At 32.2% G+C, this 7,134-nt stretch carries 8 protein-coding genes; 6 read left to right on the plus strand and 2 right to left on the minus strand.

The window, feature by feature from the left end; genetic code table 11:
- Positions 1 to 1,088 (minus strand): S8 family serine peptidase (locus tag RMN92_RS12355; protein WP_309609746.1); only part of this gene is annotated, 1,088 nt, incomplete at its 3' end.
- A 131-nt stretch (positions 1,089 to 1,219) separates the two neighbouring features.
- On the opposite strand from RMN92_RS12355, the gene smpB reads away from it, so the two are divergent.
- The gene (gene smpB, locus RMN92_RS12360; protein ID WP_309609747.1) at positions 1,220 to 1,675 is read left to right on the plus strand and encodes an SsrA-binding protein SmpB; all 456 of its coding nucleotides are present in this window, start codon (positions 1,220 to 1,222) and stop codon (positions 1,673 to 1,675) included.
- A gap of 188 nt (positions 1,676 to 1,863) precedes the next feature.
- Here the strand turns inward: smpB and RMN92_RS12365 are convergent, their stop codons facing one another.
- Positions 1,864 to 2,505 (minus strand): protein-L-isoaspartate(D-aspartate) O-methyltransferase, encoded by a 642-nt coding sequence (locus RMN92_RS12365; RefSeq protein WP_309609748.1) that lies wholly within the window; start codon positions 2,503 to 2,505, stop codon positions 1,864 to 1,866.
- A gap of 98 nt (positions 2,506 to 2,603) precedes the next feature.
- On the opposite strand from RMN92_RS12365, the gene RMN92_RS12370 reads away from it, so the two are divergent.
- The 5 genes from RMN92_RS12370 to RMN92_RS12390 all read left to right on the plus strand — a co-directional run.
- Positions 2,604 to 3,569, plus strand: coding sequence for a Gfo/Idh/MocA family oxidoreductase (locus RMN92_RS12370; protein WP_309609749.1), 966 nt, complete (start codon positions 2,604 to 2,606; stop codon positions 3,567 to 3,569).
- Positions 3,570 to 3,576: 7 nt separating this feature from the next.
- The gene (locus RMN92_RS12375; RefSeq protein WP_309609750.1) at positions 3,577 to 4,461 is read left to right on the plus strand and encodes a 3-hydroxyacyl-CoA dehydrogenase NAD-binding domain-containing protein; all 885 of its coding nucleotides are present in this window, start codon (positions 3,577 to 3,579) and stop codon (positions 4,459 to 4,461) included.
- A gap of 13 nt (positions 4,462 to 4,474) precedes the next feature.
- Positions 4,475 to 5,425, plus strand: a complete 951-nt coding sequence (locus RMN92_RS12380; RefSeq protein WP_309609751.1) for a YihY/virulence factor BrkB family protein — start codon at positions 4,475 to 4,477, stop codon at positions 5,423 to 5,425.
- Positions 5,426 to 5,430: 5 nt separating this feature from the next.
- Positions 5,431 to 5,853: a DUF2147 domain-containing protein gene (locus RMN92_RS12385; protein WP_309609752.1), complete on the plus strand. Its 423-nt coding sequence runs from the start codon at positions 5,431 to 5,433 to the stop codon at positions 5,851 to 5,853.
- Between the two features lie 9 nt (positions 5,854 to 5,862).
- The coding region (locus tag RMN92_RS12390; protein ID WP_309609753.1) for a DEAD/DEAH box helicase at positions 5,863 to 7,134 on the plus strand (1,272 nt) is incomplete at its 3' end.

A 7,134-nucleotide genomic window follows, 5' to 3' on the forward strand; every position in this document is an offset into this window, starting at 1 on the left:
AATTTTCCTTTGCTATGTGCATATCTAATCCCGTCCTCAATTTTTCCTACCGAAAATATATAACCCATTGACATGGAAATAATTTTAACATTTGCATTGTTTGCCAATCCCGTAAAAGCATTTTTTACACCATTTTGCTCATGGTATCCTTCAAGCAAAACATCCGATGATGCTCTATAAGTTATTAAATTTGCATTGTAAGCTACACCAACTGGCAAACCTTTATCATTTCTAGGAGATGTTGCAACAGATGACATGCTTGTTCCATGTCCACATTTATCGTTAATACCATCTGTTGTAGTACTCCAAGGCCAAAAAGAATCTACAAAAGTTCCAAATCTTTGAACGCTTCTTCCAGATGATTGTCCGTTATTAAAACTTGAACCCATTAAACCTTGATTTCCAGAAAGTCCAGTATCTACAACGCCAATAGTTACACCAGCTCCAGTGCTAACATTCCATGCAGCAGGAATATTATGTTGGTAAAATGCCCAAGGCACTTTGGCGTTTGGCGTGATGGTTGTATAATCTGAACTGGCGAGAGTTGCTGTTTCATATCCACATCCAGAACTAGACTTTTGCCTTTGGTAATCTGCATTATTTTCTAGATATCTATAATCTGCTGGTTCAATATACCGCAATGCTTTGCTCCTTTTAAGTGCGATAATAGTTTCTTGTTTTTCTATTTGTACATCAAAAAGATTTAAATATACATCGGTAGAAACTAGAATATCTTTGATTTTTTTACCTTCATATCTTTCAATAATATCGAATAATTCTTTTTGAATGGATTGATTGTTGGAAAGTTTACTTCTATCAAAATCATTGATTGTATTTCCAAAACCAATAGTCATCAAATTTTGACCTTGAAGTGCAGCACTCCAAAGCACTTGGTCAGAAACTTGGTTCCAATTAAATATGTTATTTGAACTTGCAATTCCTTCAATTTTTGCATTAATTTCGGATGCTTTCAATGCTTCTTTTTGAGTAGCATCAACAACTACTAGATCGTTATTAGTTTCATCTTTTGTACATGAGGTAAAGATTAAAGAGCTAATAAATAAAATTTTTAAGAAATTTTTTTTCATTTTTGGTTTTTTAATTGGTTTATAATACGAATATAATAATTTTAGCCTTAATATTTTTAAATATCTTAAAAAAAAGTATGTTTAAGTCATTATTTTAAACAAAGAAAAAATTAGTATACCTTTGCCTTATTATGCTGAAAACAATAAACATTTTAAATAAAAGAGCAAGATTCGATTACGAAATTCTTGAAACATATACTGCAGGAATAGTACTTGCAGGAACAGAAATCAAATCTATTAGACTTGGAAAAGCGAATATTACTGAAAGTTTTTGTGAATTTAGTAATAATGAACTTTTTGCAATAAATACTTACATTGAAGAATATACTTTTGGAAATCAGTTCAACCATAAAGCAAGAAGTGAGCGAAAACTTTTGCTTAACAAAAGAGAATTGAAAACCCTTGCAAAAAATGTTCAGGCCAAAGGATTGACCATAGTTCCACTGAAATTGCATACCAATGAAAAAGGTATGGCAAAGTTGGATATTGGATTGTGTCGTGGTAAAAAAACGTATGACAAACGTGAATCTCTAAAAGAACAAGATACCAAAAGAGATATTGACAGAATTAAAAAAGAGTTTAGATAATTTATATTAAGATTATAAAATTTCACACTAATCGCACAAATTTTCACTAACAAATTGAATTTAAAATCTAGAAAATTTATCTAACTAGCATAATTTTACAAAAAATATAATTTGTGAAAATTAGTGCAATTAGTGTAAAATTTTTTCAACCTCTTTGCTTTTTCTAAATCAAATAGTTAATAATAATTCTAGTTTTTATCCTCCAACAAAGGAACAAACCTAAAATCGCCAAACTCGTGTTTTTCAAATTGGGTTTCATTTTTTCTAATAATGAGTGTCATAATTTGAGTTTTATCTCCCACAGGAATAACTAACTTCCCTCCTATTTTCAATTGGGACATCAATGCTTTGGGAATTTCGGGTGCGCCAGCAGTAACGATAATACTATCAAAAGGAGCGTGGTTTGGCAAACCTTTATAACCATCGCCAAAAGACAAATGTTTGGCACGAATTCCAAGCTTTGGCAGTAATAATGATGTTTTTTTAAACAATTCATTTTGTCTTTCCACACTATAAACTACAGCGCCAAGGGTACACAAAACAGCCGTTTGATATCCCGAACCAGTTCCTATTTCAAGAATTTTATCTCCTTTTTTTACTTCCAATAACTCCGTCTGAAATGCTACAGTGTACGGTTGGGATATGGTTTGTCCAGCATCAATAGGAAAAGCCTTGTCTTGATAGGCAAAATCTTCGAAACTAGAATTCAGAAATAAGTGACGCGGAATTTTTTTAATAGCTTCCAATACATTTTTATTACCAATCCCTTTTTGTTGCAAAATGGTTACTAGTTGATTTCGAAGTCCTTGGTGTTTGGATGTATCTCTCAATTTTGGGGGAATTTATTTCTGTAAATTTAGAAAACAAATTCTCATTAATCAATTATCCATTATCAATTAATTCCTATTTTTGTTAAAAATATATTTGTATGTTAAAAGTTGGCGTTTTAGGTGCTGGACATCTTGGAAAAATACACTTACGATTATTGCAGCAGTCAGAAAAATATGAATTGGTCGGTTTTTATGATGAAAATCAAGAAAACGGAGCCAAAATAGAAAAAGAGTTTGGCTATAAACAATTTCATACTATTGCCACATTAATTCACGCTGTTGATGTTATAGATATTGTAACACCAACATTATCGCATTATAAATGTGCCAAAGTTTCTATAAAATCTGGCAAGCATGTTTTTATCGAAAAACCCATATCAAATACTGTTGCCGAAGCAGAAGAAATTATTGCCTTGGCAAAGGAATTTAATGTAAAAGGACAAGTTGGTCATGTAGAAAGATTTAATCCTGCCTTCAAAGCGGTCAAAGACCAGATTAAAAATCCCATGTTTATTGAAACCCATCGTTTGGCAGAATTTAATCCTCGAGGAACCGATGTTCCTGTGGTTTTGGACCTAATGATCCATGATATTGATGCCATTTTGAGCGTAGTAGATTCTAAAGTAAAAAACATAAATGCCAGCGGAGTATCAGTCATAAGCGACTCGCCAGATATTGCCAATGCTAGAATTGAGTTTGAAAACGGATGTGTAGCCAACATTACATCCAGCAGAATTTCCATGAAAAATATGCGAAAATCTAGATTTTTTCAGAAAGATGCTTATATTTCGGTAGACTATTTAGATAAGGTATGCGAAGTTGTAAAAATGAAAGATGCGCCAGAAACTCCAGGAGATTTTGACATGATTTTGCAAAATGCAGAAGGTATGAAAAAACAAATTTACTACGAAAACCCTACGGTTGAAACCAATAATGCCATTCTTGACGAACTTGAGTCTTTTGCAGATGCGATTGAAAATAATACTACGCCAGTGGTTACATTGGAACAAGGAACCAATGCACTTAGAGTTGCCTATCAAATAATTGATTGTTTTAAAAAATAAAAAATAAATGAAAATAATAGCAGTAATTGGAGCTGGAACTATGGGCAACGGAATTGCACATACTTTTGCACAATCAGGTTTCACCGTAAAATTAATAGATGTTTCAGAAAAATCTATAGAAAAAGGAATGGCAACAATTGTTGCCAACTTAGATAGAATGATTGCCAAAGGAACTATTTCTGAAGACGATAAGTTAAAAACTATTGGCAATATTATTACTTACACTGATTTAAAAGATGGCGTTGTTGGTGCGGAATTGGTGGTGGAAGCTGCCACAGAAAATGTAGATTTAAAATTAAGCATTTTCAAACAATTAAATGATATTTGTAGTCACGAAACCATTTTGGCAACCAATACTTCTTCCATTTCAATTACACAAATCGGATCGGTTGTTTCTCATCCTGAAAGAGTTATAGGCATGCATTTTATGAATCCTGTACCTATTATGAAATTGGTAGAAATAATTCGTGGTTATAACACTTCAACCGAAGTGACCAAAACAATCATGGATTTATCTGTAAAACTAGGCAAAACGCCAGTTGAGGTAAATGATTATCCTGGTTTTGTAGCCAACAGAATTTTAATGCCGATGATCAACGAAGCTATAGAAACACTGTACAACAAAGTGGCTGGCGTTTATGAAATTGATACCGTTATGAAACTTGGAATGGGACAACCTATGGGACCATTGCAATTGGCAGATTTCATTGGACTTGACGTTTGTTTGGCTATTTTGAATGTCATGTACGATGGTTTCAAAAATCCAAAATATGCACCATGCCCGTTGCTTGTCAATATGGTTAGGGCTGGAAAACTAGGTATCAAATCTGGGCAAGGATTTTATGATTATTCAGAAAGTAAAAAAGCTGAAAAAGTAGCCGTTTTTATATAGTACCCCGAAAATAATGAGTCAAGAAACAGCACAAAAGTTAAAAAAAATTCCTATTATAAAACAATTGGTTATTGTTTTGGAAAATATAAAACTGCCTTGGCTTCAGGGAATTTCTCTTTATGAATTAATAGCTTTTTATATAGCTGGAATTGCACAAGGATCCTTGGCTTACAGATCCGCAGCTATATCTTGGAGTTTTTTCATGGCACTTTTCCCTTTTGCTTTGTTCATTTTAAATCTTATTCCTTATATTCCAATTGAAGGTTTTCAAAAAGATTTTTTACAATTTGTTTCAGAAGCAGTTCCTCCAAATACCTATGAAGCTATTGAAAATATTATCAATGATATTTTACACAATAGTCAATCTGGATTGTTATCATGGGGGTTTTTATTATCCGTTTATTTAATGACTAACGGTGTCAATGCTATAATGTCTGGTTTCGAGACTTCACAGCATATCATTGTGAAAAGGAAATATTTCCGTCAGTATTTTGTAGCACTTTGCATCTCCTTACTATTATCATTTATATTAATTGTAGCGGTAGCTGCCATTGTTATTTTTGAAGTTTTCATTCAAAGAACGATTTTACAAGATGTATTTTCGAGTAGAATTTCAGATAAAATATCTTTGATACAAGGTGGTAGGTATCTTTTTGTAATTGCCTTAATTGTTTTGGCAATTGCTGTACTTTTTAAATTTGGGATCAAACAAACTAGAAAACGCGATTTTATAACAATTGGAACCGTTTTTACGACTGTATTAATTATTTTTACATCTTATATTTTTGGAATTTGGGTTGTCAAATTTTCAAAATATAACGAACTTTATGGTTCTATTGGTACATTATTAATTGTGATGTTTTACCTTTGGATAAACTGTATGGTCCTATTATTAGGTTTTGAACTTGATGCTTCCATTGCCAAGTTAAAACGACATCCAGAAGAAAACCCACACCTAACCTAATATTTATGAAAAAGTTAATCTACATTTCTTTTATTTTTATTTGTTTCCATAGCAATGCACAATCGGTTTTTGGAAAATGGAAAACTATTGACGACAAAACGGGCGAAGCCAAATCGATTGTGGAAATTTTTGAAAACTCTGAAAAAGTTTATGGCAAAGTTGTTGAAATTATGGATGCTTCCAAAAGTAGTCGTAAATGTGATAAATGTACAGGAACCGACAAAGACAAACCAGTTTTAGGACTGGTTATTATTAAAGGACTTTCAAAAGATGGAGATGAATATAATGGTGGAAAAATTGTAGATCCAGAATCCGGCAAAATTTACAAATCATTTATAAAACTACAGGGAAAAGACAAATTGGAAGTTCGAGGCTATATTGGATTTGCCATTATTGGTCGTTCTCAAACATGGATAAGAGTTAAATAATTATTTTAGATGTCTCATTTTATAGAAGTAATATTACCTCTTGCAGTCGCTCGAACATTTACTTATCGAGTTTCAGAAACCGAATTTAATTTTATAGCAATTGGAAGTCGTGTCGCAATTCCTTTTGGTAAAACCAAATTTTATACGGGTTTAGTTTCTTCCAAACACCACAACCAACCTACATTATATGAAGCTAAGGAAATTCATCAAATTATTGATGAAAAACCGATAGTAACCGAAATTCAATTGCAACATTGGAATTGGATTGCATCTTATTATATGTGTTCTATTGGCGAAGTTTTCCGTTCGGCATTACCATCGGCACTGATGCTGGAAAGTGAAACAATAATTTCCCAAAAATCTGATTTTTTTGTAGACGAAGCACAACTTTCTGATGATGAATATTTGCTTGTTGAAGCGTTGAACCAACAAAGTTCACTCAAAATTCAAGAAGTAGTCGCTATATTGAATAAAAAAAATGTATTTTCAATTATTCAAAAATTGCTTCAAAAAAATATTATTTCACTGCAAGAAGAAATTGTGGAAGAATACAAACCCAAATTAATTCGATACATAAAACTCGTTCCTGAATTTGATTCGAACCAAAAATTAGAAGAATTACTTCAAATATTAAAAAATGCTCAAAAACAAAAAGATATTTTGTTGGCTTATTTTCAACTCAAAGCATCAGAGAAAAGCCCAATTTCTGTCAAAAAATTAATTGAATTTTCTGGGGCAACTTCATCAATCATTAAAGCATTGATTGATAAAAATATATTTGAAGAATATTTTTTGCAACAAGACAGGGTTTCATTTTCAAAGTCAGAAAAACAAAATGTTAAGCTCAATGATTTTCAAACCAAAGCTTTTCAGGAAATTGAAACTATTTTTTCCAAAAAAGAAGTTTGCTTGCTTCACGGTGTTACAGCTTCTGGAAAAACGGAAGTTTACATCAAACTCATTGAACAATTTTTAAACGATGGAAAGCAGATTTTATATCTGTTGCCCGAAATTGCTTTGACAACACAATTGGTATCTCGATTGACACAATATTTCGGAAATAATGTAGCTGTTTTTCATTCAAAATATAGCAATAATGAAAGAGTTGAAGTTTGGAATCAGGTTTTAAATTCGTCAGACAAAGCACAAATTGTTATTGGGGCACGTTCGGCTTTATTCCTGCCTTTTCAAAATTTGGGTTTTATTATTATTGACGAAGAACATGAACAGACTTTTAAACAAACCGATCCTGCGCCAAGATATCATGCGCGAGATTCTGCT

It is taken from the genome of Flavobacterium sp. (genome assembly GCF_031363805.1).
Taxonomy (GTDB): domain Bacteria; phylum Bacteroidota; class Bacteroidia; order Flavobacteriales; family Flavobacteriaceae; genus Flavobacterium.